This is a genomic window from Aurantimonas sp. A3-2-R12 (genome assembly GCF_036016755.1).
Classification (GTDB): Bacteria; Pseudomonadota; Alphaproteobacteria; order Rhizobiales; family Rhizobiaceae; genus Aurantimonas; species Aurantimonas coralicida_A.
Genome location: NZ_JAYXIH010000007.1, coordinates 15,482 through 37,038 on the forward strand (window position 1 = coordinate 15,482; position 21,557 = coordinate 37,038).

Sequence of the window (21,557 nt, forward strand, 5' to 3'; positions counted from 1 at the left end):
CGGCCTAGCCGGTGCCCGCCAGTTGGTGGCGCGAAGCGCGTTCGACGCTGGCGCCGTGATTGCGTCCCGCGACGATGCGGGTGTCGAGGTCATGCGCGGCGCCTTCGGCCCGCGCCGCTGCAACGAGCCGCTCGGCCTCTTGCGACGATGCCGAAAATGCGAAGCCGGTCGGCCCCCAGGAACTCTGGCCGATCCCGTGAGCCCCGGCGGCGGCCAAAAAGGTGCAGGCGCGGGCGACGCGCGGGCTGGTGAAGACGCCGCCCTGGGCTGGCGCGAAGTGGCCGCCGACCATTTCCTGAATGGTCGCGACGGAGGCGCCGAAGGCAGCGATGTCCTGTTCGGCGAGGCCCGGAAGCGTCTCCATCAGCACCAGCCGGCAGATTTCCGCCGTTTCGCTTTCCGGGAACGGCGGCAGGGCGTCGAAGGCAGCGATTTCATCGGCGCCGTGAAATCCTTGACTGTTCGGGTCGAGAACGAGGATGACCCGCCAGTCCGTCGGGAAGGCAAAGCGCGAGACGATCGGTGGTGGCCGGTCTTGCCTGCCCTTGCCGCCGTCGACGGCAAGCCCGCCCTGGTTGAAGAACGCCGCCCCCAGGCCAGAGCGATTGCCGCGTCCCAACCGGGTGGCATCGCCGGTAAAATCGGTCGGAAAGCCCTCGAGTGCCCTGACGCCGGCGGCGACGGCGAGCGCCAGCTGCGTCCCGGAACCGAGTCCGGCATGGGCGGGAATGGTTTCGTCGATCGTTATCTCGTGAGTCTGGTCGAGGCTGAGATGACGGCGCATGGCGCCGAGATGCTCCGCCGCTCGTTCGGCGTCAGCGCCTTCGACACGATCGTGCCCGGCGCGGCGGATCGACAGGCGCGTCGATGGGGCGTCGAGGGCGAGGCCGATGCCGCCGAACCGACGGCCCGACTGGCCACCCGGGTCGAGGAAACCCAGGTGCAGGCGTGCGGGCGCTGAGACGCTGACGACGTCTTCTGTCACGATGTCCCCTGCTTTCGAGGTGCCCGCACCCTATTATTGCGACTGGAGCCCATCGGGCAAGTCGGAGCGAGGGAGAAAACCATGGCAGCCAAGACCTATTCGGACGCGGAAGTCGAGGAACGGTTGAAGGCGGAGCTGCCCAGCTGGCGGTTGGAGGGGGGCTGGATTCGCCGCACCTACAAGACCGCTGGCTGGAAGGGAACGCTGATGGTGATCAATACGGTCGGCCATTTGGCCGAGGCCGCCTTTCATCATCCGGACCTTACCGCATCCTATGCCTGGGTGGAGATCCGGCTGATGAACCACGCCGCCAAGGGCATTACCGATTCGGACTTCGCGCTCGCCAAAAAGATCGAGGAGGTGGTGATGTGGCAGCCGGGCAAGGAGGACGGCCCGCTGCAAGGCACGCCCGACGATCCGCGCTTCGCCTACATCAAATACGACAAGAAATAAGCCGGAGCGGGCGATCGGCTTTGACCTTCTCCCGCAAGCCTGTAGATTTGGGCGACGGGCACAGAAAGCGAAGCGTCTTGCGCAAGGCATGGATCGATGGACGGCCGGTGTCCATGGAGGAGGCGGTCCGGGCGACGGCTGATCGCATTGGCCGGAGCCGGTTTCCCGTCGTTACCGGACTGGCTACCGATCTCGCCGGTATCAATGCGGCGATCACGCTTTGCCGGGTCGCCGGCGGCGCGATCGATCACGCGACGTCGAAAGAGATTTATCCGCTGATTTCAGCGCTTCGTGACGGCGGCATGATGCTTGGCGCGCCCGCGGAAATCCGGCGTCGCGCCGACCGCGTGCTGATCGTCGGACCGGACGCTTTCGCCCCGGCGCCGGACCTGCCGCAATTCCTGTTCTCGAACGGGCCGGATCTCGGCGGTCGCACAAAGGGCGGAGGGCGGCAGGCGCTGTGGCTGGGTGCGCCGTCCGATGCCCCGCCCTTGCCGAAAGCGATCACGGTTGAACGGGTCGGTTGTCCCGGGGAGGGGATCGTCGACGCCCTCGCGATGATCAGGGCCGCGCTTGCCGGGCATCGGTTCGGCGACGGGCCGTTGCCCGAGAAGCGGATAGGCGAGATCGCGGCATGGCTGAAGGGCGCTGCCTTCGGCTGCGCCATCTTCTCACCCGCGGCGATGGATGGTCTCGGAGTCGAGATGCTCGCCGGCCTTGTCTTCGACCTCAATGCCGAGACCCGCTTCACCAGCCTGCCGGTTTTCGGTCCGGAGCAGGCCTATGCGGCGGCGCTCGCCACGACTTGGTCGACCGGCTTTCCCCTGCGCACGAGCTTCGCGCGCGGGTTTCCCGATCACGATCCGCAGATGTTCGAGGCCGGACGGCTGGTTGCCTCGGGCGAGGCGGATCTCGCCATCCATGTCGCGGCTCTGGCCGGCGCGAACGCCGCCGAGCCGGAATGGGCGGGACGGGTGCCGGTAATCGCGGTCACCGCGCCCGGCGATGCCTGGACCCATACGCCCGAGATCGGTTTCGAGGTCGCCCTGGCCGGCCGCGATCATGATGGCGCTCTTTTCGACGGGACGTTCGGCGGCTTCGTACCGGTTCCTGCAAGCGCGGAAAGCGATGCCCCTCCCTCGGCCGAGATCCTGTCGGCGATCGCGGCGGCGCTCGGCGAGGCGGCGCCATGCTGATGCGGCTCAAGGACGGACATATCGTCGATCCGGCGAACGGCCGTGATGTGGTCGCCGATCTCTTCATCGAGGACGGCCATATCGTCGATCCGCCCGCCGACGGCAGGGTGCCCGGCGAAACTATCGACTGCAAGGGCCTGATCGTCATGGCCGGAGCGATCGACATCCACTCCCACATCGCCGGCGGGCATGTGAACACGGCGCGGCTGCTGCTGCCGGAATTTCACCGTGCGTTCCAGTCGCGGCCGGGTGCGACGGCGCTGTCGAAGGTCGGCTGGACGACCGAGGAAACCGGCCTGCGCTACGCCGAAATGGGTTTCACCACGGTGGTCGAGCCGGCGATGGCGCCGTCGTCGGCTCTGCATGCCCATCTCGAACTCGCCGACATCCCGATCATCGACACTGCGACCCTCGTCGTTCTTGGTAACGACGATTTCCTGATGGGGATGATCCGAGACGGCGAGAGCGAGAGCGCCATCGCGGACTATGTCGCCTGGACCGTCTCGGCGTCCCGCGCGCTTGGCGTCAAATGCATCAATGCCGGCGGATCGGCCGCTTTCAAGGAGAATGTCCGCCAGTTTGGCTTCGACGATGAGGTGCCCGACTACGGCGTCTCCTCGCGCAAGATCGTCAAGACGCTGCAGACGGCGGTGACCGGCCTCGGCATTCCGCACCCGCTGCACGTCCACTGCAACAATCTCGGCGTTCCCGGGGATTCGGCCGCAGCGGCCGAGGCGACCATCGCTGCGGCCGAGGGTCTGCCGCTGCATCTGGCGCATCTGCAATTCTACGGCTATGGCGCCGAGGGAACTCGCCGGTTCTCCTCGGAAGGTCAGCGGCTCGCCGAACTGGTCAACGCGACGAAGGAAATTACCGTCGATATCGGCCAGGTGATGTTCGGACAGACGGTAACGGTCTCCGCCGACGAGTTGCGACAGTTCGCCGGTCGCGGCCAGGCGAAGCCGCGCAAATCGGTGATCTTCGATCATGAGGCGAATGGCGGCGGCGTCGTGCCGATGGACTACAAGCAGTCGAGCTATTTCAACGCGCTGCAATGGGCGATCGGGCTGGAGCTGTTTCTCCTGATCAAGGATCCGAGCCGGGTGTTCTTCACCACCGACCATCCGAACGGCGCCCCGTTCACCGCCTATCCGGACATCTTCGCGCTGCTGATGGACCGGGGCGTGCGCCAGCGCTGGCTGGAAGCCCTGCCGAAATCTGTGCTGGAAATGACGATCCTGCCGGAGATCACCCGCGAATATACGCTGAAGGAAATCGCGACCATGACCCGCGCGGCGCCGGCGCGGCTGCTCGGCACCGCCGATCGCGGCCATCTCGGCAAAGGCGCTATCGCCGATATCGCCGTCTACCGACCCGGTGACGACAAGGCGGCGATGTTCGGCCGGGCCGCCTATGTCTTCAAGGATGGGACCCTCGTCGTGCAGGACGGACGGGTGGTCAATCGTGTCTCCGGGCGGACCCTGTCGCTGCGTCCGGAGGCCGACAAGGCGATGGCGAAGCGTCTGGAGACCTATTTCGACGAGCGCTACGGCCTGCCGGCGCGGTGGTTCGAAGTGCCGGACTACGCGATCGGGCGCGAGGATCCGTTCAAGGTGGTGCCATGCCGGAGATGATCTTCAACGGCGTAGCGATCGACGACAGTTTCGCAGAAGCCTTTCCGATGCGCGCCACAGCGATCCAAGTGACCGCCGACAGCGAAAAATGGGCGCTGGAAGCCGCCCGCTCGTTCACCGGCTTTGCCACCTCGGTCATCGCCTGCGGCTGCGAGGCGGGGATCGACCGGCTGCTGACGCCACAGGAGACCCGCGACGGGCGGCCGGGCGTGCGTATCCTGATCTTCGCGATGGATACGAAAGGCCTGGCCAAGCAACTCGGCACCCGGCTCGGCCAATGCATTCTCACCAGCCCGACGTCGGCTTGCTACGCCGATCTGAAAGGCGAGACGCAGATCGATCTCGGCTCGGCGATCCGCTATTTCGCCGACGGCTGGCAAATATCCAAGAAATTCGGCGACAAGCATTTCTGGCGCATGCCGGTGATGGAGGGCGAATTCGTCTGCGAGGCGAAGACCGGCGTTACCAGGGAGGGCGTCGGCGGCGGCAATCTCCTGTTCATGGCGCGCGGCAGTCGGCAGGCGCTCGCCGCCGCGGAAGCGGCCGTCGCGGCGATGCGGGCTGTGCCCGACGTGATCATGCCGTTCCCGGGCGGGATCGTGCGTTCTGGTTCCAAGGTCGGCGGCAAGTACAAGGGCATGATGGCCTCGACCAACGAGGCCTATTGCCCGACGTTGAAGGGCGTGGTCCCATCCGCCCTCGGTCCCGAGATCGGCTCGGTGCTGGAAATCGTCATCGACGGCCTGTCGGCCGAGGCGGTTGCCGACGCCATGCGGGCCGGGCTGAAAGCGGCGATCGCTCTCGGGCCGGAGGAGGGGGCGATCAGGGTCGGTGCCGGCAATTACGGCGGCGATCTGGGCCCGCATCACTTCCACCTCAAGGATCTCGTGCCATGAGCGGCCTGACCTTCCGCAAGACGGCGGAACCGGACCAGCGTCTCGATCTGTCGATCCTGACGCCGGCCCATCTGGCGAATCTCAGCCAGTCCGAAATCACCGCGCTGCCGATCGGCACGACCAAGCAGCTGGTAACCGTCGGCGATATCTTCGCGCTGTCCGGCGACGACGCGGCGGCGATCCGCTTTGAGGGTGGGTCCGAGCGCTTCGACCGGATCGGCGAGGCGATGGACGGCGGCGCGATCCATGTCGCGGGCGACGCCGGCTGGCGCGTCGGCCGGCTGATGGCCGGAGGGCGGCTGACCGTCACAGGTTTAGTCGGCGGCCTCGCCGGGTCTGGCATGAGCGGCGGCTTTCTGTCGGTCGGTGGCGACGCGGGCGATTTTCTTGGCGGTCCGATGGCGGGCGAGATGGCCGGCATGCGCGGCGGCGCGATCCGGGTCGGTGGCAGCGCAGGGGCGCGGGCGGCCGACCGGATGCGCCGCGGCACCATCGTCGTCGATGGCGCGGTGGGCGACAATGCCGGCAGCCGGATGATCGCCGGAACCCTCGTCGTGGGCGGTCTGGCGCGCGGCGCGCCGGGGCGGTTGATGAAGCGCGGCACGCTGATCCTCTGCGGCGGCGCCGAACGGCTGGCCCCGACCTTTCTCGACAATGGCCCGGCCGATCTGTTGATCCTCAAGCTGATGGCGCAGGAATTCGCAGCCGGCGAGCTGGGACCTGTACCCTTCGACGGCGCGCCGATGCGGCGTATCGGCGGCGACACCGCGGTTCTCGGCAAGGGCGAAATCTTCCTGCCGCTGCGCTGACGTCCGTCGCCCGAAACGACGGACACCCGCGATCAGGTGATGGAAGGCATTGCCGAGATCCATGACGTGCAGGTCGAGGCGACGTTCCCGGACGGCACCAAGCTGGTGACGGTCCACGAGCCAATCCGCTGAGGATCGGCGCGGAGGGCGGCCGAACGCCCAGCCCATAGAGATCGATCAGCTACCCTGCTGTACTTCCTCGTCGTTCCCGCCGGCCTGACCTTGGTCCGAGGCGCTGGTCTTCGGCATCGTCATGCTCGAAGGGTCGCTCGCGACCGCATTCTCGGCTTCATCGAGCGATGAGACCGCGATCGGCGCATCAGCGGCGACGAGGCCGTTCCGCGGCGATCCGCCGATGAAGCGATAGCCCTGCTCGACCGTTGAATAGTACGCGGTCCCGACGATTCCGTTCATGGTCACGGTGCGAATCATCACCGGGTCGCCGGACCCCGCCGATCCGGTCCAAGCAAGAAGTACCGCCGCGATCACGAATGATCTCAGCATGAAGTCGACTCCCTTCTGTTGCCGGCCGTCTGGCTTCGATCGTTGTGCGTCGAAACTCCGGAGCGGCCTGGCCCAATCCTCGAGAGCCAATGTGCGGCATCGAAAATCGGGCTTGCCGAGACGATAACGAAAGGTGGTTGCCAGAGTTTCTCGCTTGTCGCGCCAGCTTTGGTTTATCGTTTCCAAAACCCTTCCGACAACCGGCGATCGGTGGACCTTTGACGCGCGGCGGGAAAAGCGGCGAGAAACCCTTTGACACCTGCTTTCCGGCCTTCCATGCTCCGCACAGTAACCCGGCCAAATGCCGGGCGGGACGCGACCCAATTCGGGGCGACCGTCGACCAAACGAGGGACAACCATGCTCAAGCGCCTTTCTCTTATCGCCGCCTCGCTTTTCGCCGCGACGGCCCCCGCCTTTGCCCACATCAATCCGGCCGAGCACGGCTCGCTGCTCACCGGCTTCGTCCATCCGCTGCTGGGCTGGGACCATGTGCTGGTCATGGTCGCCGTCGGAATCTGGGCGGCGATGATCGGTGGCCGCGCGTTGTGGGCGGTGCCACTCGCCTTCGTCACGGTGATGAGTGCCGGCTTCGCCCTGGCGGTCGCCGGAATCGCGCTGCCCTTCGTCGAGCCGGTGGTGCTTGCCTCGGTCGTCGCGCTCGGCCTGCTGATCGCCATGGCGGTGAAGCTGCCGGTTTCGCTTGCAGCGACGATCGTCGGCGCCTTCGCGCTGTTTCATGGGGCGGCGCATGGCGCCGAACTCGGCGCGTCCGGGGCCGCGGTCTTTGGCCTCGGCTTTGCCGGCGCGACGGCACTGCTGCATGGCGGCGGATTGTTGCTCGGCAATGCTCTGGTCCGGACGGCGAACCCTATCCTCCTGCGGGCGATCGGTGCGCTGTCCGCCGGCGCCGGCCTCTATCTGATGGCCGGCTGATCGTCCGGAGCCTTCGAGCCGCGCCGGGCGGCGGGGAGATGTCATGCCGGAATTCCTGCGGGCACCGCAACCGGTTGGGGAATATGATCTGATGGCGATCGGCCCTGTTCTCCTGGCCGTGCTCGTCATAATCGGTATCCGCAAGCTTTGGAGTCATTGGTCATGATCCCTGGCGAAATCTCACGGCCGCGAGCGACATCGTCCTCAACGAACGGGCGGTTCCCGTCACGATCGAGGTCGCCAATACGGGCGACCGGCCGATCCAGATCGGCAGCCACTACCACTTCGCCGAGACCAACCCGGCGCTCGCCTTCGACCGCGAGGTGACGCGCGGCATGCGCCTCGACATCGCCGCCGGCACGGCCGTGCGCTTCGAGCCGGGGGCAGACGCGCGAGGTGACGCTGGTGCCGCTCGGCGGGGTGCGCAAGGTCCATGGCTTCAACGGCAAGGTGATGGGCGCGTTCTAACGCGTCGGTTTCGGCGATCTCCGGATGATCGCGCGGTGTGAGCCCGGCGAGCGTCCGCGCGTCACCGCGCTGCGGCCAATAGCGCCCGGACCACCGCGAGCAAAAGCACCGGCATTGACGCTGTTGAGGTCGGAGCGGCCCTCCATGGCTCGCAGCTCGTTCGGCATGTCCGCACCGCCTCCGAAGCGGGGAACGACTGGCCGCAGATAGCTGTCATCGAAGTCGCGGCCATAGGCGCGCTCCTCGACCGTGTCGCCGAACACTCGGGCGCCGGGAATGCGCGGACCGGCTGGCGGTTGCGGCGCGCCGACGATCGGCAAGCCGGACATCGACATGCCCGGCACGTCTCCCATCGGGCCCGGATCGAAGGCCTGGGCGAAGGCCGCCGCCGGCAGGAGAAGTGTTGCGAGCAGTGCGAAACGAAACACGGAAAACTCCTTTCCGGCGAACGGGCGATGGGGGGCCGGCGACAGGCGCGAGCGCTGATGACGGGCGGACCATCCAGGAACGCGCCAGCAGTCTGCGCGATCCCGACAGATCGGGCAAGCCAGGCTTTCGCGACCGAATTATGGTCTGGAATGGTGCGAGGCAGCGATGGACGATGCGGAGCGCTGACCCTCGACCACACCGGCATCTACCAGGCCCCATGTCGGCCTGAGATGGAGGTCGATCCCAGACCTACGAAGTGCGGGCCGATGGCGCGCTTTTGACCTGCGAGCCGGCGAGCGAGCTGCCAATGGCGTAGCGGTATTTTCTGTTTTAGATCGGGTCCATGGCCGAATCTGCCCCGACGCTCAGGTGCAGTGCAGAGCATCGGCGCTGTCATGCACGGCGACGCGGTAGCCAGCGGCAAGGGCGTCGACGCTGGGTTTCGGCGTAACCACGGTCAGCGGGCCGCCGGGCAGTTCGCCGACGCGGTCGTAGCCGCTGGCGCTCCAGCGCAGCAGGCGGCGCTTCCAGACCAGCCAGGCGTCGCCGTCGACCAGCACGAAGGCGCCGTCAGGGATATCTGCGGCCGCCCTCGTATGATGCACTTGATCGCGCAGTCGCGGTTTGACCCGATGGGCATGGAGCGCGTCGTCCATGGCTTTGGCCGAAGGCGGTGCGGCGAGATGATGCGTCTTTCTCCACGCCTCGCGGTAGGCGTTGAAGTCGGCGCGCCGGCATTCGGCGCAAGGGCGGTGGCCGGCCGCCAGTGCCGTCGCTTCGTCGAGAAAGAACAGCTCGGAGCGGCCCGACGTCATCGGCGTGCGCCGCCTGCCGCGAAAGGCGAGAACGCAGGCAATCCAGGCCTTGTGCTTCCAGCGGCTCCGGCCGAGTTTTCGGTCGCGATCGTGCAGAATGCCGCGATTGCCCATCAGCGCGCCCCGCGCCGGATCGGCGATGATCTCTCCCAGCGGGGTTACCCGGTTTTGCAGCGGCATGACGGCTCCTCATGCCTGGTGCGCGGCTTGGGGGTGGCGGCTTGCTTGTCGCCGCCGTATCGTCGCCGCGAAGGGGACAGGGCGCGCTAGCGTGCGGAAGTAGGAAGATTCAATGATCGTTGGCACTTCGGTCAAGCGCGCGGGCGAATGGACGGACGCCGCCGACACGATCACGCTCGACGAGACGGCGCGGCATCGCCGACGCATGGCGATGGTCTCGGACGACGACGGCATCGCATTTCTGCTCGATCTGCCCGAGGCAGTGCTGCTGAGGGACGGCGACGCGATCGGCCTCGACGACGGCCGGTTGATCGCGGTGCGGGCCAAGCCCGAAGAGCTCTACGAGGTTCGTGGCAAGGACGCCCGGCATCTCCTCGTTCTGGCCTGGCAGATCGGCAATCGTCATCTGCCGGCGCAGCTTCTCGGCGAGTGTATCCTGATCCGCCGCGACCCGGTCATTTACGAGATGCTGTCCGGCCTCGGCGCGACGATCACCGAAGTGGCGGCTGGGTTCGATCCGGAGGGCGGAGCCTATGAGGCGCACGGCCATGACCACGAGCCTTCGCCCGAGACCGCAATCCGGTGAGGGACGCTGAAACCTCGACGACGCCAGAGGCGGGCGGTGTGGCCGGCGAAGCCGCCGCGCATCTGCCGCAACTGCTGACGCTGTTTTCGCCGCCTTTCCGATCGGCGCTGGACGACCTCGGTTCGGTGGCGCTAGGGTCCGACATCGCCGCGATGCGGCACGAGGCGCTGCGAACGAGGCTCTTCCGGTCATGATCCACATAAACGGCCTGCCGATGGTCGAGTCCGCGGCGTGACACGGCTGTGGCTGAAGCAGCCGCTCGCCATTCTTGCCGACGGCGCGGATGGCGGCATGGTGATCGAGGATGGGCGGATCGTCGAACTGGTGCCCGCAGGCGGCGCGCCTTCGGGGCCGGTCGACGCGGTCTTCGATGCGTCGCGGCACGTGGTCCTGCCGGGTCTCGTCAACACCCATCATCATTTCTACCAGACGCTGACTAGGGCGCATCCGGCGGCGATCGACAAGGCGCTGTTTCCCTGGCTAACCAGCCTCTATCCGATCTGGGCGCGGCTCGATCCGGACAGTTTCCGCCTGTCGGTCAGGCTGGCGCTGACCGAACTTCTCATGTCGGGCTGCACCACCGCAGCGGACCACCATTACCTGTTTCCAAAGGGTCTGGAGAACGCCATCGACATCGAGGCCGAGGAGGCGGCGAGCCTCGGCATTCGCGTCACATTGAGCCGTGGTTCGATGGACCTGTCGGAGAAGGACGGCGGCCTGCCGCCCGATAGCGTCGTCCAGGACAAGGACGACATCCTCGCGGACAGCGAACGGCTGATCGGGCGCTATCACGACCGGTCCGACGGGGCGATGATTCAGATCGCGCTGGCGCCCTGTTCGCCCTTCTCGGCGACCAAAAGCCTGATGATCGAGAGCGCCGCGCTGGCCGACAAGCATGATTGCCGGCTGCACACCCATCTTGGCGAAACCGAGGATGAGAACGCCTTTTGCGAAGCGACATTCGGTTGCCGGCCGCTCGACTATCTGGAAGACGTCGGCTGGCTCGGGCCGCGCACCTGGCTCGCCCACGGCATTCATTTTACCACCGAGGAATGCCGGCGCCTCGGCGCGCACAAGGTCGGCGTCTGCCATTGCCCGACGTCGAATGCGGTGCTGGCCTCGGGCTTTTGTCCGGTCAACGAATTGCGGGATGCCGGGGCGCCGGTCGGGCTGGGTGTCGACGGTTCGGCCTCGAACGACGCCTCGAACCTGATCGAGGCGGCTCGCCACGCGCTGATGGTCGGGCGCCTGAACTACCGCTCGGCCGCAGCGATCACCGCGCGAGACGTGCTGGCCATGGCAACCGAAGGTTCGGCGGCCTGTCTCGGCCGCACCGACATCGGCCGTATCGACATCGGGCGGCAGGCCGATCTTGCGCTGTTCACCCTCGACGAATTGCGCTTTTCCGGCGCGCATGATCCGATTGCGGCGCTGGTCCTGTGCGGCGCGACGCGCGCCGACCGGGTGATGGTGAAGGGCGAATGGCGCGTCCTCGACGGCCATCCGGTCGGGGTCGACCTGGCCCGTCTCAGGGCCGAACATAGCGCAGCGGCCCGGCGTTTCGGCTGAATTCGCGCTCCTGGTCTACCGATGCCCGGCGAAACGAGGTGCGTGGGGCAAGGAACGCGTCACGCTTTTCATCTTGCACGGGCTTGGAAGCAGCCGGATGCTTTCCGCTTTACGCCGCCGCTCCCGACGTTGCAGAATGCTTGACCGAATGGTCAAAAACGACGGAAAGAGCCTGAATGTCCGAACTGACCGCCGCCCGGCTGACGACCCATGTGCTCGACACCAGTCTCGGCCGGCCGGCCTCTGGTATCGCGGTGACGCTGTGGCGGCTCGGGGCGGACGGTGGCAGGGAAAAGGTCGTGGAAACCGTCACCAATTCGGACGGGCGCTGTGACGCGCCGCTGATGGCCGGCGAGACTTTCGTGGTCGGCGAATACGAACTCGTTTTCGCGGCCGGCGCTTATTTCGACGCGACGGGCCGGGATCTGCCGGAGCCGAAATTCCTCAGCGACGTCGTCATCCGCTTCGGCATCGCCGACGAGACGCATTATCATGTGCCGCTGCTCATTTCGCCCTTCGGCTATTCCACCTACAGGGGCAGCTGATGACCGGTCATGACGCCCCTCGGCCGATCCGCTTCGTCCTCAATGGCGAGGAGCGTGCCGTCGCGGGGCTGAAGCCGACGACGACGATTCTCGAGTATCTGCGCCGGACGGAACGGCTGACCGGCACCAAGGAGGGCTGCGCGGAGGGTGACTGCGGCGCCTGCACGGTGCTGATCGCGGAGCCGGATGGCGGCGGCGGCCTCTCGCGCCGGGCGGTCAATGCCTGCATCCAATTCCTTCCTTCGCTGAATGGCCGGGCGATCGAGACGGTGGAATACATCGGCCGTGATGGAGCCCACCCGATCCAGACGGCGATGGTGGAAAAACACGGCAGCCAGTGCGGCTTCTGCACGCCGGGTTTCGTCATGCAGCTTTACGCCGGCTGGCTCACAGGCGCGATCTCGGACCGCCAATCGGTCAAGGATCTGATCGCCGGTAATCTCTGCCGCTGCACCGGCTACGGGCCGATCGTCGAGGCGGGGTTGGAGCTCGGCGCGGTGCCGGTGCCCGATACTGCGAAAGAGGACGCGGCGCTCGGCGCTCGGCTGGCGGAATTCGAAGGTGACGGCGTCTTCGCCTATGAGGCCGGCGGCGATCACTGGTTCGCGCCGACCAATGTCGACGACCTCGCCGATACCTATGCCGCGCATCCGGATGCCGTGCTGGTCGCGGGCGCGACCGACGTCGGGCTGTGGGTGACCAAGCAGCACCGCGAGTTGCCGATGATCATCGACGTCAGCCATGTCCGCGATCTCCAGATGATCGAGGAAGCGGCCGGCCGGGTCTTTATCGGGGCCGGCGTCACTCATCGCCGGGCTTTCGACATACTGACGGGTATGCACGCCGATCTCGGCGAGATGCTGCGCCGCTTCGCGGGCTGCCAGATCCGCAATGCCGGCACGGTCGGCGGCAACATTGCCAACGGCTCGCCGATCGGCGATCTGCCGCCCTGCCTGATCGCGCTGGGCGTGCGGCTGCATCTGCGCCAGGGCGACACGGCCCGCGCCATCGACCTTGAGGATTTCTTCATCGCCTACGGCCGCCAGGACCGGGCGAAGGGCGAGTTCGTCGCCGCCGTCGAGGTGCCGCGGCTGGGGACGAACCAGCGCTTCTTCGCGCACAAGATCTCCAAGCGCTTCGATTCCGACATTTCCGCTGTCATGGCCGCGTTCCGCCTCACCTTCGACGGCGACAGAGTGAGCGAAGCACGGCTTGCCTTTGGTGGCATGGCGGAAACGCCCAAGCGCGCGGCGAAGGCGGAAGCCGCGCTTGTCGGCCGGCGCTTCGACGAAGCGGCGGTGAAAGCGGCGACTGCGGCGATGGCCGAGGACTTCACCCCGCTAACCGACATGCGCGCCTCGGCTGCGTACCGGCTAAAGACGGCGCAAAACCTGTTGCGCCGGTTCTGGCTCGAACAGCAGGGCGGCGTGCGGACCCGCATCGAGGATGTCGCGGCAGACGCGACCACGCTCGGCGAGGTTGCGTGATGGACGAAACGCGCATCCAGGATCGCGGCGGCGCCGGCGAACCTTCGCTCGAAACGCTGGGCGAGAAGCCGCCAGGCGGCGAACGCGCGATCCGGGGCGGCGTCAGGACGGCGCTCGCCCATGACAGCGGCGGCAAGCACGTCTCGGGCGCCGCGCGCTATGTCGACGATGAGCCTGAGCTGCCCGGAACGCTGCAAATCTACATCGCCATGTCGGAGCGGGCCCATGCCCGCATTGTCGGCATGGAACTCGATGACGTTCGGTCGGCGCCGGGCGTTGTCGCCATGCTGACCGCTGCGGACATCCCCGGCCAGAACGACTATTCGCCGGTGTTCGGCGACGATCCGATCTTCCCGGTCGACACGGTCGACTATGTCGGGCAGCCGCTGTTCGCCGTCGCCGCCGAGACGGAAGCGGCCGCTCGTGCTGCCGCGAAACTGGCGCGGATCGAATATGAGGACCTGCCGGCGGCGATCTGCATCGATGACGCGATCGCCCTTGCCGACAAGACCGGCGAAGACCTGCTTCCCGTCCATGAGATGAATCTCGGCGATGCCGGTGCCGCGCTCGATGCCGCGCCGGGCCGGGTCAAGGGCCGTGTCGAGGTCGGCGGTCAGGACCATTTCTACCTGGAAGGCCAGATCGCCTATGCGATCCCGCAGGAAGACGGCGACGTGCTGGTGCGCTCGTCGACCCAGCATCCGTCCGAAGTCCAGCACAATGTCGCGAAAATGCTGGGTGTGCCCGATCACGCCGTGACCGTCGAGGTGCGGCGCATGGGCGGCGGCTTCGGCGGCAAGGAAAGCCAGCCGGCGCTGTTTGCCTCGGTCGCGGCCCTCGCCGCGATCAAGACCGGCCGCCCGGCGAAGTGCCGGCTCGACCGCGACGACGACATGGAAATGACCGGCAAGCGCCACGAGGTGCGGATCGACTACGATCTCGGTTTTGCCGCCGACGGGCGCATCGCCGCCGTCGACTTCCAGCATTTCGTGCGCTGCGGCTATTCGAAGGATCTGTCGGCGGCAATCGCCGACCGGGCGATGTTTCACGCCGACAACGCCTATGCGCTGCCGGCCGCGCGCATTCGTTCGCGGCGGCTGAAGACCCACACGGTATCGAATACCGCATTTCGCGGCTTCGGCGGGCCGCAGGGCATGGTCGGGATCGAGCGCGCCATCGACCACATCGCCTTTGAGACGGGGTTCGACCCGCTCGACGTCAGGAAGCGCAATTTCTACCCGGCCCCCGAGGACCGGGGTAGTCCGGCCCTGACGCCCTATCATATGCCGGTGACCGACTCGGTGATCGGTGAGATCGTCGCGGAACTGGAGGCCTCGTCCGACTACCGCGCCCGGCGCGAGGCGATAAAGGCCTTCAATGCCGACAACCCGATTCTCAAAAAGGGCCTGGCGCTGACGCCGGTGAAGTTCGGCATCTCCTTCACCACAGCCCATCTCAATCAGGCCGGCGCGCTCGTCCATGTCTACAAGGACGGCTCGGTGCATCTCAACCACGGCGGTACGGAGATGGGGCAGGGGCTGTTCATCAAGGTCGCGCAGGTGGTCGCCGAGGAATTCCAGATCGACATCGACAAGGTGAAGATCACCGGCACGACGACCGCCAAGGTGCCGAATACGTCGGCGACGGCGGCCTCCTCCGGTTCGGACCTCAACGGCATGGCCGCACAGGCCGCCGCCCGGACGATCAAGGACCGGCTGATCGATTACGCCGCCGAGCGGTACAAGGTGCCGAAGGACCAGGTCGTCTTCGAGGCCAACCGGGTGCGGATCGGCAATGACGAGAAGCGCTTTTCCGATCTCGTCGGCGAAGCCTATCTCGCGCGCATTTCGCTGTCCTCGACCGGCTTTTACGCGACGCCCGGCATCAGCTACGACCGGGAGAACGCGCGAGGTACGCCGTTTTACTATTTTGCCTATGGCGCGGCCTGTTCGGAGGTCGTCATCGACACGTTAACCGGAGAATACCGGCTGCTGCGCGCCGACATCCTCCACGACGTCGGGCAGTCGCTGAATCCGGCGATCGATCTCGGCCAGATCGAGGGCGGCTTCATCCAGGGGATGGGCTGGCTGACCATGGAAGAGCTGTGGTGGGACGACAAGGGCCGGCTCAAGACCCATGCGCCGTCGACCTACAAGATTCCGACCGCCAACGATCGCCCGGACGATTTCCGCATGGCGATCTGGGAGAAGGGCGAGAACCGCGCGCCGACGATCTATCGCTCCAAGGCGGTCGGGGAGCCGCCGCTGATGCTGGCGATTTCGGTGTTCTCGGCGCTGACCGACGCGGTGTGTGCGGCGGGAGACGGCAAGGCCTTCCCCGATCTCGACGCACCGGCGACGCCAGAGCGGGTGCTCGCCGCGGTCGAGCGGGTGCGGGGCCTCGGATGAGCATCGTCGCTGCCCTTCGCGCTGCATTCGCCGCAGAAGAGCCATCGGTGTTCGTCACGATCACCCGCGCGCTCGGCTCGACGCCCCGCGAAGCGGGTGCGGCGATGCTGGTGACACCGTCGCAGTTTGCGGGCACGATCGGCGGCGGACGGCTCGAATTCGATGCGATCGATCGGGCGCGGGCGATGTTGGTTTCCGGCGAGACAGAGGCGGCGATGGACGTCCCGCTCGGACCGGCGATCGGCCAGTGCTGCGGCGGGCGGGTGGAGCTGTCGCTGCGCCGGGCGGACGAAGCCCTGCTTTCGGAACTGGAGACGCTCGAAGCGCGCGAGAAGGCGGAGCGACCGCTGGCGCTGATCTTCGGCGCGGGGCATACGGGCCGGGCGCTCGCCGCAGCCCTGGCGCTATTGCCGGTTCGCGTGCGCCTCGTCGACAGCCGGCCGGAGACCTTGGTCGGCCTGCCCGAGGCGGTCGAGACCGCCGCCGCGGCGTTGCCGGAGGCCGAAGTCGCGGGTGCTCCCGCCGGCACGGCATTCGTGGTGATGACCCATGAGCATTCGCTGGATTTTCTGATTGCTGCGGCGGCGCTCGCGCGGGGCGACGCCGCCTATGTCGGCATGATTGGCTCGGCGACGAAGCGCGAACGGTTTCGCCGCTATCTGGCGGATGAGGGGCGAGATGCCGACATCGCCCGCCTGACGCTGCCGATCGGCGGCGCCGCGCTGCATGACAAGCGCCCCGAGGTGATCGCCGCATTGACGGTGGCGGAGCTGGCCGTCTGCCTGCTTTCCGATCAACAGGAAAAGCTGATCGATCGCTTTGCGACGCGCAACGGGCGATGTCATAGTGCCGGGGTCAGATCAACGGGATGACCCACATCGACATGGCGCCGCGCCTGCAGCTCTCCGGCATCACCAAGCGCTTCCCGGGCGTCGTCGCGAACGATCAGGTGTCGTTCTCAGTGGCGCCCGGCGAAATCCACGCGCTGCTGGGCGAGAACGGCGCCGGCAAGTCGACGCTGGTGAAGATCATCTACGGCGTGCAGAAGGCGGACGAGGGCACGATCGCCTTCGACGGGACGCCGGTGACGATCCACTCGCCACGCGAGGCCCGCGCGCTCGGTGTCGGCATGGTGTTCCAGCACTTCTCGCTGTTCGAGGCGATGACCGTCCTGGAGAATATCGCGCTTGGGATGGACAGCCCGCCGCCGCGCCGGGAATTGGAAGCTGCGATCCGGGAGGTGCTCGCCTCCTACGATCTGACGCTCGATCCCCATCGCGTCGTCCACACGCTCTCGGTCGGCGAACGGCAGCGGATCGAGATCGTGAGGGCGCTGCTGCAGCGGCCGAAGCTGTTGATCATGGACGAGCCGACCTCGGTCCTGACCCCGCAGGAAGTCGGGCAATTGTTCGAGACGCTGCGCCGCCTCGCCCGCGAGGGCTGCTCCATCCTCTACATTTCCCACAAGCTGCACGAGATCAAGGAACTCTGCGAGACGGCGACGATCCTCAGAGGCGGCAAGGTTGTGGCCACCTGCGATCCCCGCGAAGAGTCGGCGCGGTCGATGGCCGAGCTGATGATCGGCGGGGATTTGAAGGATCTGTCCGGCAAGGAGGCCGGCGTCAGCGGCGAGGTCCGCTTTGCCGTGAGTGATCTGTCTGCGCCGGGCGAGCCGCCCTTCGGCACCAGCCTCAAGGATATCTCCTTCAACGTGCGCTCCGGCGAACTGCTGGGCATCGCGGGCGTCGCCGGCAACGGCCAGAACGAACTGCTTCAGGTGCTGTCGGGCGAGCGAATGGCCGGCGTGACCGGCAAGATCATGATCGACGGCGGCACGATCTCGAATCGTTCGGTCGACGGGCGGCGGGCCTTCGGGCTGGCGACCGTGCCGGAAGAGCGCAACGGCCATGCTGCCGTGCCGGGCCTGTCGCTTACCGAGAATGCGGTCCTGTCGGCGCGAAAGCGCATGGGGCTTGCCGCCGGCGGCATCATCAAGGCGGGCGCCGCGCGTGACTATGCGGCCTCCGTCATCGATGCCTTCTCGGTCAAGGCGACGGGGCCGGGCGCCTTGGCGGGAAGTCTGTCCGGCGGCAATCTGCAGAAATTCGTGATGGGCCGCGAGATCATGCAGGACCCCGCCGTGCTCGTTGTCTCGCAGCCGACCTGGGGCGTCGACGCGGGCGCGGCCTCGTTCATCCGCCAGGCGATGATCGACCTCGCCGCCAAGGGCGCGGCGATCGTCGTCGTCAGCCAGGACCTCGACGAGCTTCTCGAACTTTGCGACCGGATCGCCGTCATCAACGAGGGGCGGCTGTCGGAGCCGATGGACGTCCAGGGGATTTCCATCGAGCGGGTCGGACTTCTGATGGGCGGCATCCACGGCGCTCACGGGGACGAGAAGGCCGGCGCCGAGAGGGCCGCCTGATGGCCCTCGTTTTCGAGCCCCGCCGGGAGCCGAGCCGCGCCATGATGCTGACGGCCCCCGTCATCGCCGTCGTCGCGACCCTCGTCGCGGGCGCGATCGTCTTCACGTTGCTCGGCCATGACGGTCTCAAGGCGGTCTACCAGATTTTCGTCGTGCCGCTGTTCAATCCCTATCGCTGGCAGGATCTTCTGGTGAAAGCCGCGCCGCTGGCGATCATCGCGACGGGCCTGGCCATCGGCTTTCGCGCCAACATCTGGAATATCGGCGCCGAGGGACAGTACATCCTGGGCGGGCTCGCCGGCACCGGCGTCGCCTTGCTGACTCTTGACGTCGAAGGCTTCTGGGTCCTGCCCGTCATGATCGCGGCCGGCATCCTCGGCGGCATGGTCTGGGCCGGCGTACCGGCCTTCCTCAAGACGCGGCTCAACGTCAACGAGATCCTGTCGAGCCTGATGCTCAACTATGTGGCGATCCAGCTGCTCTATTATCTGATGCGCGGTCCCTGGAAAGACCCGATGGGCTTCAACTTCCCCCAGACCGCGATGTTCACCGCCGCCCAGACGCTGCCGATCGCTGTTCCGGGCACGCTGATCCATCTCGGCATACCGATCGCGGCGGCACTGGCGCTGACCGCCTGGTTCCTGATGACGCGGTCGATCACCGGGTTTCAGATCCGCGTCGTCGGGCTGGCGCCGAACGCGGCCCGCTACGGCGGCTTCCGCCAATCCTCGACGGTCTGGTTGGCGCTGCTGGTCGGCGGCGGCCTCGCCGGCCTTGCCGGAATTCTCGAGGCGTCCGGCCCTTTCGGCCAGATGGTGCCGCAATTTCCCACCGGCTACGGCTATACGGCGATCATCGTCGCCTTTCTCGGACGGCTCAATCCGCTCGGCATCCTCGTCGCCGCGCTGGTGCTGGCGCTCACCTATGTCGGGGGCGAGAGCGCCCAGACGACGATCGGCCTGCCGTCGGCCGCGGCCGGCGTGTTCCAGGCGATGATGCTGTTCTTCCTGCTCGCGACCGATCTTCTGGTGCGCTACCGGCTTGTCGTGCGACGCAAGGCCGGAGGCCCGTCTCCGGAGACCCGCCGTATCGAGGTGGAGCCGGCGACATGACCACAGCACTGTTCATCTCCATCCTGATGACGATCGCGGCGGCGGCGACGCCGCTCTTGATCGCCGCGCTCGGCGAACTGGTGGTGGAGAAATCCGGCGTCCTCAATCTCGGCGTCGAGGGCATGATGCTGATCGGCGCCGTCACCGGCTTTGCCATCGCCTATACCACCGGGATCCCGACGCTTGGCGCGTTGGCGGCGATGGCCGCAGGCGCCACGGCGTCGCTGATCTTCGCGGTCTTGACGCTCAGCCTGATGGCCAATCAGGTGGCGACGGGTCTCGCCCTGACCATCTTCGGCACCGGCGTCTCCGCGCTCCTGGGCGCGCCCTATGTCGGCATCACCACCGCGACGCTCGGGCCGATCTTCCCCGCCGCGCTCGCGAGCAATCCGATCGGGCGGCTGATCTTTGGCCATTCGCCGCTGGTCTATCTCGGGCTCGTGCTGGCCCTCGCGATCTGGTGGTTCCTGAAGCACAGCCGCGCCGGGCTGATCCTGCGTGCGGTTGGGGAGAGCGACAGCGCCGCCCACGCGATCGGCTATCCGGTTCTCAAGGTGCGCTATCTCGCGGTCCTGTTCGGCGGCGCCATGGCCGGGCTTGCCGGCTCCTATTATTCGCTGGTGCTGACGCCGATGTGGGCGGAGCGGCTGACCGCCGGTCGCGGCTGGATCGCCATCGCGCTCGTCGTCTTCGCCTCATGGCGGCCGGGGCGACTGGTGCTCGGCGCCTATCTCTTCGGTGCGGTCATCACGCTGGAGTTGCAGGCAAAGGCCGCTGGCTTCAATCTGTTCGCGCCGGAATTCCTTGCCAGCCTGCCCTATCTGGCAACCATCCTCGTCCTTGCCATCATTTCGGCCGGCAAGGGAAGCGTCCGAACCGCGGCGCCGGCCTGCCTCGGCCAACCGTTCCGGGCGAGCGCCTGACATCAACCCCAACCACCCCAAGGAGTCCCGCGATGTTCAACACCACTCGACGCCGACTGATGGCAGGAGCCGTCACGCTCGTTGCCGCAGTCTCGTTCGGCCTGCCGGCGACCGCGCAGGACGGCGAGAAAAAGGACAAGGTGAAGGCCGCCTTCGTCTATGTCGGCCCGGTCGGCGATTTCGGCTGGACCTATGCTCACGACCAGGGGCGCAAATATCTGGAGGAGAAGCTCGGCGACAAGGTCGAGACCACCTTTGTCGAAAATGTCGCGGAAGGGCCTGACGCCGAGCGGGTCATCCGCCAGCTCGCCCAGGACGGCAACGACATCGTCTTCACGACTTCCTTCGGCTTCATGAACCCGACCATCAAAGTCGCCAAGCAGTTCCCGGACGTGAAGTTCGAGCACGCGACCGGCTACCAGACCGGCTCCGACAATATGGGCCTTTACAATTCTCGCTTCTACGAGGGCCGCGCCGTGCTCGGCACGATCGCGGGCATGATGTCGGAAACCGGCAAGGCCGGCTACATCGCCTCCTTCCCGATCCCGGAAGTGGTGATGGGCATCAACGCCTTCACGCTGGCGGCGCGCGCGGTGAATCCGGATTTCGAAACCCAGGTCGTCTGGGTCAACTCCTGGTATGATCCCGCCAAGGAGGCGGACGCCGCCAAGGCGCTGCTCAGTCAGGGCGCCGACGTCATCACCCAGCACACCGATTCGCCGGCACCGCTGCAGGCCGCCGAGCAGGGCGGGGCGATCGCCTTCGGCCAGGCCTGGGACATGACCAGCTTCGCGCCCAACGCCCACATGACGGCGATCGTCGACCAGTGGGGTCCTTACTATGTCGAGCGCGTACAGGCGATGCTCGACGGCACCTGGAAGGCCGACAATGTCTGGCTCGGCATGAAGGAGGGCGAGGTCGAGATGGCGCCCTTCAACGACAAGATGCCCGCCGACGTGAAGGAAGCCGCCCAGAAGATCGTCGACGACACCAAGGCCGGCACCTACGAGGTGTTCACCGGGCCGATCAAGGATCAAGCGGGCGAGGTCAAGGTCCCGGAAGGCGAGACCATGTCGGACGAGGACCTTCTGAAGATGGACTGGTACGTCGAAGGCGTGAAGAGCTGAGGCACGGCGCTCTCAAGCGCCCGACGACACGGCAAGGGGCGCTTCGCCGCCCCTTGCCGATACCGAACCCAA

General features: G+C 66.7%; 21 protein-coding genes and 2 pseudogenes. 19 read left to right on the forward strand and 4 right to left on the reverse strand.

All coding sequences use genetic code 11. From position 1 onward, the window contains the following. Positions 1 to 4: 4 nt before the first annotated feature. Positions 5 to 985, reverse strand: a complete 981-nt coding sequence (locus tag VSX60_RS05525; RefSeq protein WP_327623153.1) for a beta-ribofuranosylaminobenzene 5'-phosphate synthase family protein — start codon at positions 983 to 985, stop codon at positions 5 to 7. Between the two features lie 81 nt (positions 986 to 1,066). Between VSX60_RS05525 and VSX60_RS05530 the strand changes: the two genes are divergently transcribed. From VSX60_RS05530 to VSX60_RS05555, 6 genes and pseudogenes are all read left to right on the forward strand, one after another. Continuing rightward, positions 1,067 to 1,438 carry a 4a-hydroxytetrahydrobiopterin dehydratase gene (locus tag VSX60_RS05530; protein WP_327623154.1) on the forward strand — a complete coding sequence of 124 codons (372 nt, stop codon included), beginning with the start codon at positions 1,067 to 1,069 and terminating at the stop codon, positions 1,436 to 1,438. 113 nt (positions 1,439 to 1,551) lie between these two features. Beyond that, positions 1,552 to 2,634, forward strand: coding sequence for a hypothetical protein (locus VSX60_RS05535; RefSeq protein ID WP_327623155.1), 1,083 nt, complete (start codon positions 1,552 to 1,554; stop codon positions 2,632 to 2,634). Then, complete coding sequence (locus VSX60_RS05540) at positions 2,628 to 4,268, forward strand: formylmethanofuran dehydrogenase subunit A (protein WP_327623156.1); 1,641 nt, start codon at positions 2,628 to 2,630, stop codon at positions 4,266 to 4,268. The genes VSX60_RS05535 and VSX60_RS05540 overlap by 7 nt, the downstream gene beginning before the upstream one ends. Then, complete coding sequence (fhcD, locus tag VSX60_RS05545) at positions 4,256 to 5,164, forward strand: formylmethanofuran--tetrahydromethanopterin N-formyltransferase (protein WP_327623157.1); 909 nt, start codon at positions 4,256 to 4,258, stop codon at positions 5,162 to 5,164. The genes VSX60_RS05540 and fhcD overlap by 13 nt, the downstream gene beginning before the upstream one ends. Further along, complete coding sequence (locus VSX60_RS05550; protein ID WP_327623158.1) at positions 5,161 to 5,973, forward strand: formylmethanofuran dehydrogenase subunit C; 813 nt, start codon at positions 5,161 to 5,163, stop codon at positions 5,971 to 5,973. The genes fhcD and VSX60_RS05550 overlap by 4 nt, the downstream gene beginning before the upstream one ends. Positions 5,974 to 5,997: 24 nt before the next feature. Further along, positions 5,998 to 6,105, forward strand: a pseudogene (locus VSX60_RS05555) (urease subunit gamma); the annotation flags it as partial. Positions 6,106 to 6,150: 45 nt separating this feature from the next. Here VSX60_RS05555 and VSX60_RS05560 read toward each other — a convergent pair. Further along, positions 6,151 to 6,477: a hypothetical protein gene (locus VSX60_RS05560; RefSeq protein ID WP_327623159.1), complete on the reverse strand. Its 327-nt coding sequence runs from the start codon at positions 6,475 to 6,477 to the stop codon at positions 6,151 to 6,153. A gap of 358 nt (positions 6,478 to 6,835) precedes the next feature. Between VSX60_RS05560 and VSX60_RS05565 the strand changes: the two genes are divergently transcribed. Together VSX60_RS05565 and VSX60_RS05570 are read left to right on the forward strand one after the other, a co-directional pair. Next, positions 6,836 to 7,411, forward strand: coding sequence for a HupE/UreJ family protein (locus tag VSX60_RS05565; protein WP_327623160.1), 576 nt, complete (start codon positions 6,836 to 6,838; stop codon positions 7,409 to 7,411). Positions 7,412 to 7,573: 162 nt separating this feature from the next. Continuing rightward, a pseudogene (locus VSX60_RS05570) lies at positions 7,574 to 7,879 on the forward strand (urease subunit beta). On the opposite strand, the gene VSX60_RS05575 reads toward VSX60_RS05570, so the two are convergent. Together VSX60_RS05575 and VSX60_RS05580 are read right to left on the reverse strand one after the other, a co-directional pair. Further along, positions 7,876 to 8,307: a hypothetical protein gene (locus VSX60_RS05575; RefSeq protein WP_327623161.1), complete on the reverse strand. Its 432-nt coding sequence runs from the start codon at positions 8,305 to 8,307 to the stop codon at positions 7,876 to 7,878. The pseudogene VSX60_RS05570 and the gene VSX60_RS05575 overlap by 4 nt on opposite strands. 366 nt (positions 8,308 to 8,673) lie before the next feature. Beyond that, a complete protein-coding gene (locus VSX60_RS05580) occupies positions 8,674 to 9,303 on the reverse strand; it encodes a hypothetical protein (RefSeq protein ID WP_327623162.1) in 630 nt (209 codons plus the stop codon). A 112-nt stretch (positions 9,304 to 9,415) separates the two neighbouring features. On the opposite strand from VSX60_RS05580, the gene VSX60_RS05585 reads away from it, so the two are divergent. From VSX60_RS05585 to VSX60_RS05635, 11 genes are all read left to right on the forward strand, one after another. Beyond that, entirely contained in the window at positions 9,416 to 9,889 is a 474-nt protein-coding gene (locus VSX60_RS05585) for an urease accessory protein UreE (RefSeq protein WP_327623163.1), read from the forward strand. After that, positions 9,886 to 10,083, forward strand: a complete 198-nt coding sequence (locus tag VSX60_RS22545; RefSeq protein ID WP_442872873.1) for a hypothetical protein — start codon at positions 9,886 to 9,888, stop codon at positions 10,081 to 10,083. Before VSX60_RS05585 ends, VSX60_RS22545 begins: the two co-directional genes overlap by 4 nt. A 37-nt stretch (positions 10,084 to 10,120) precedes the next feature. Then, positions 10,121 to 11,458: an 8-oxoguanine deaminase gene (locus tag VSX60_RS05595; protein WP_327623164.1), complete on the forward strand. Its 1,338-nt coding sequence runs from the start codon at positions 10,121 to 10,123 to the stop codon at positions 11,456 to 11,458. A gap of 176 nt (positions 11,459 to 11,634) precedes the next feature. Beyond that, the gene (gene uraH / locus VSX60_RS05600; protein WP_327623165.1) at positions 11,635 to 12,003 is read left to right on the forward strand and encodes a hydroxyisourate hydrolase; all 369 of its coding nucleotides are present in this window, start codon (positions 11,635 to 11,637) and stop codon (positions 12,001 to 12,003) included. Next, positions 12,003 to 13,490, forward strand: a complete 1,488-nt coding sequence (gene xdhA, locus VSX60_RS05605; RefSeq protein ID WP_327623166.1) for a xanthine dehydrogenase small subunit — start codon at positions 12,003 to 12,005, stop codon at positions 13,488 to 13,490. Before uraH ends, xdhA begins: the two co-directional genes overlap by 1 nt. Continuing rightward, a complete protein-coding gene (gene xdhB / locus VSX60_RS05610; protein WP_327623167.1) occupies positions 13,490 to 15,898 on the forward strand; it encodes a xanthine dehydrogenase molybdopterin binding subunit in 2,409 nt (802 codons plus the stop codon). The genes xdhA and xdhB overlap by 1 nt, the downstream gene beginning before the upstream one ends. Then, a complete protein-coding gene (gene xdhC, locus VSX60_RS05615; protein ID WP_327623168.1) occupies positions 15,895 to 16,770 on the forward strand; it encodes a xanthine dehydrogenase accessory protein XdhC in 876 nt (291 codons plus the stop codon). The genes xdhB and xdhC overlap by 4 nt, the downstream gene beginning before the upstream one ends. An 11-nt stretch (positions 16,771 to 16,781) precedes the next feature. Further along, positions 16,782 to 18,323, forward strand: coding sequence for an ABC transporter ATP-binding protein (locus VSX60_RS05620; protein ID WP_327623264.1), 1,542 nt, complete (start codon positions 16,782 to 16,784; stop codon positions 18,321 to 18,323). Then, entirely contained in the window at positions 18,323 to 19,435 is a 1,113-nt protein-coding gene (locus tag VSX60_RS05625) for an ABC transporter permease (RefSeq protein WP_327623169.1), read from the forward strand. The genes VSX60_RS05620 and VSX60_RS05625 overlap by 1 nt, the downstream gene beginning before the upstream one ends. After that, entirely contained in the window at positions 19,432 to 20,358 is a 927-nt protein-coding gene (locus VSX60_RS05630; RefSeq protein ID WP_327623170.1) for an ABC transporter permease, read from the forward strand. The genes VSX60_RS05625 and VSX60_RS05630 overlap by 4 nt, the downstream gene beginning before the upstream one ends. 32 nt (positions 20,359 to 20,390) lie before the next feature. Beyond that, positions 20,391 to 21,485, forward strand: coding sequence for a BMP family ABC transporter substrate-binding protein (locus VSX60_RS05635; RefSeq protein ID WP_327623171.1), 1,095 nt, complete (start codon positions 20,391 to 20,393; stop codon positions 21,483 to 21,485). Positions 21,486 to 21,557 lie beyond the last annotated feature (72 nt).